At 75.6% G+C, this 3,393-nt stretch carries 2 protein-coding genes; one reads left to right on the forward strand and one right to left on the reverse strand.

Going from position 1 to position 3,393, the window contains the following annotated elements:
* Window positions 1-103 precede the first annotated feature (103 nt).
* Window positions 104-1,237, forward strand: coding sequence for a hypothetical protein (locus Q6969_RS14395; protein WP_317231059.1), 1,134 nt, complete (start codon window positions 104-106; stop codon window positions 1,235-1,237).
* Between the two features lie 6 nt (window positions 1,238-1,243).
* On the opposite strand, the gene Q6969_RS14400 is transcribed toward Q6969_RS14395, so the two are convergent.
* Window positions 1,244-3,393: acyl-CoA dehydrogenase (locus Q6969_RS14400; protein ID WP_396335557.1), on the reverse strand; the 2,150-nt coding region annotated here is incomplete at its 5' end.

Here is a 3,393-nt window from a genome sequence, read left to right on the forward strand (position 1 = left end):
GCACGCCTGACGCCCGGCCCTCCCCCGCGCGGTCGCACCGGCGGTCCGTCACCGGCACCCTGGCCGGGGCCCGCGCGCCCCGCCCGCCTGCCACACTCGGCGGATGCCCTCCTCCCCGCCGTCCGCCTGGATCACGACCCGCATCCCGGGCGCCCGCGTCCGGGTGGGCGTCGCCCAGCCGGTGGCCGTGATCGAGCGCGACGACGGCACGCGTGAGGTCGTGGCCTGGCCCGGCCTCCCGACCGGCCTCGTCCGCCCCGTCCAGGAGGTCGCGCCCACGTCCGACGGCGTCTGGGTCGCGTACCTCCCCGACGAGGCGCCGGACGGCGTGCCGCGGGAGACCACCGCGTCCGCCGTCCACGTCGCCCTCGACGGCCGGATCCGGCAGCACCACGGGCTGCCCGCCATCGCCTCCCTCGGAGCGACGCGGCACGGACTCTGGCTCTCGGCCGCTCGGGAGCTCCCCGATCCGGACGTGCCCGCATCGTGGCGTCGGGATCGGGAGCTGCTCGTCGTCGCGCCCGACGGCACGCGCCGCGCGATGACGGTGGACCGCGTGCCCGTGCGCGCGAGCGACCACGGGGAGGGCTCCCGGCTCGTCGTGTACGCGGACGGACCCGAGCGGACGCCCGCGCACGGCGGGTGGGAGTACGCCTACGCCGAGGTCGCCGTCGCCCTGCCGGCCGGCCTCCCCGCGGTGCTGCGGGTGGATGCGCACGACCCGAGGCCGCTGCGCGACGACGACGAGCGGGAGGCCGCTCGTCCGGCGGACCTGACGGGCGACGACCCGACCGACCGCTCGAGGGGCGACGACCCGCTCGGCGACGGCCCGACGGGCGAGGAGCCCGCGCGCCCCGACGACCCCGCGATCCCCTGGGACCTCGTCGCGATGCCCGAGGCGCTGGCCCGCGCGGCCACGGAGTCCCTGGTCGCGGGCTTCGGCGATCCCGACGCCTACTGGGGCGACCCCCGCGACACGCGCGGCCGCGCCCCGCTGGCGCAGGGCATGATCGGCTCGAGCGTCACGGTCGTCGGCGACTGGCCACGGACGCGCGTCGTCGTGGCGTTCCGGCTTGCGAGCCGCCCCGGGCTCCTCCTGCGCCGCACGCTCCCCGTGTTCGACGCGGCCGGTCGCATCGCCACCGCCGAGTACGCCTCGATCCACCTGATGGAGGACGTCGAGACCGGGCAGCTGCCCCCGGCGAGCGCGGCCCGCGACGGCGTCCTCGAGGTCTGACCCGCGCTACTGCGCCGTCTTCCTCTTCTCGCTCCGCTCCATGCGCGGCGCCGTGCCGTCGGCGATCCGCGCGTCGCGATACGCGCGCGCCTCGTCCTGGCGCGCCCGCTCCTCCCCCGAGGCGACGGCGGCGCGGACGTGCGCCGGCGTGTAGCCGAACGCGTCGACGAGGTCCTGCGCGTGCGGGCGCAGGCGCGCGACGAGCCGGTCGATGTAGGCGGTGACGGCCCGGGCGCGCGGCGCGCTGATCCGGCCGTGGATGAGGTACCAGGCGAAGTCCTCCTCGATGAGGCGGAGGCCGAACAGGTCGCGTGTCCAGGTGAGGATGCGGCGCGTGCCGTCGTCCATCGCGCGCCCGGTCTCCGACGCGGGATCCAGCGCCTCCGTGAACGCCTCCCACTGCAGCAGCTGCGCGTGCGCGCGGGCCGCCTCGATGAGCGCGTCCTGGTGCCGGTTGAACAGCGTCGCCGCCTCGGCGGGCGCCATCTTCCGGGTGGCCCGGAGCGCGGTCGCGATCTCGCCGACCATCGTCTCGACGCGTCCGGTGAGGAGCGCGCGCTGGGTGTCCGGCTCGCGGAGCTGGCCGACGGAGCGGGCGGTGGATCCGCGGTCCGCGAGCGCCTGCCCGAGCGTCCGGAGCCCCGTGGAGCGGAGCGTGCGGTCGGCGGCCTGCTCCACGACGTACCGCGCGAGCACTCCGAAGTCCGCCTTCGCGAAGCGGCGGTTGACGTCGGTGAGGAGGCGCTTGGCCACGAGCTGCAGGAGCACGGTGTTGTCGCCCTCGAACGTCGCGTAGACGTCGAGGTCCGCGCGCAGCCCGACGAGGCGGTTCTCGGCGAGGAAGCCCTGGCCGCCGCACGCCTCGCGCGCCTCCTGGATGGTGTCGAGCGCGTGCCAGGTGCTGAGCGGCTTGAGCGCGGCGGCGAGCGTCTCGAGGTCCTGCCGGTCCTCGTCGGTGTCCGTCGTGCCCGAGAACACGGAGTCGAACTGGCCGAGCAGCTTCTCGTGCGCGAAGGAGGCGGCGTAGGTGGTCGCGATGCGCGGGATCAGGCGCCGCTGGTGCCGCTGGTAGTCGAGCAGCACCTCCTCGTCGGTTCCGCCCGCGACGAACTGGCGCCGCTCGTTGCCGTACGTGACGGCGATCTGCAGCGCGATCTTCGCGGCGCTCGTCGCCGCCCCGTCGAGCGAGACGCGGCCCTGCACGAGCGTGCCGAGCATCGTGAAGAAGCGGCGTCCGGGGCTCGGGATCTCCGACGTGTAGGTGCCGTCCTCGGCCACGTCGCCGTAGCGGTTCAGGAGGTTCGCGCGCGGGACGCGGACGTGGTCGAAGTGCAGCCGGCCGTTGTCGATGCCGTTGAGCCCGCCCTTCAGGCCGTCGTCCTCGCCGCCGATGCCGGGGAGGAACGCGCCGTGCGCGTCGCGGAGGGGCACGAAGAAGCAGTGCACGCCGTGATTCACGCCCTGCGTGACGAGCTGCGCGAAGACGGTCGCCGCGCGCCCGTCGACGGCGGCGTTGCCGAGGTAGTCCTTCCACGCCGCGCGGAACGGGGTGTGCAGGTCGAACTCGCCCGTCGCGGGGTCGTAGGTCGCGGTCGTGCCGATGCTGGCGACGTCGGATCCGTGCCCGGTCTCCGTCATCGCGAACGCGCCGGGCGTCTCGAGGGTCATGATCCCGGGCAGCAGCTCCCGGTGGTGGCGCTCGGTGCCGAGGTGCATCACCGCGGAGCCGAACAGGCCCCACTGCACGCCCGCCTTGATCTGGAGCGAGGGATCCGCCGCGACGAGCTCCTCGAAGCCCGCGATGTTGCCGCCGTGGTCCTCGAGCCCGCCGACGATGCGGGGGAACGCGCGGTGCACGCCGCCGTGCTCGACGAGGATCCTCAGCTGCTCGGTCACGCGCGCCCGGTGCTGGTGCATGTCGAGGCCCTCGATGCGGTGCAGCTCGGGGCGGCTGGTGAGCTCGCGCGACGAGGTGCGGACGTCGGCCCAGCGGCCGAGCAGGATGCGGCCGAGCCGGGCGACGTCGACCTGCGGGCCGTCCCCCGTGCCCGCGGTCCCGTCGGTGCGGTCGAGGTCGCGCGCCACCTCGGCGTCGACGTCGCCGGCGACCGGCACGTCCGCCTCGCGGAGCGCGCCGTCCGCGGGCGCGCCGCCGT

Source organism: Clavibacter sp. MX14-G9D (genome assembly GCF_032917815.1).
GTDB classification, from domain to species: Bacteria; Actinomycetota; Actinomycetes; order Actinomycetales; family Microbacteriaceae; genus Clavibacter; species Clavibacter michiganensis_K.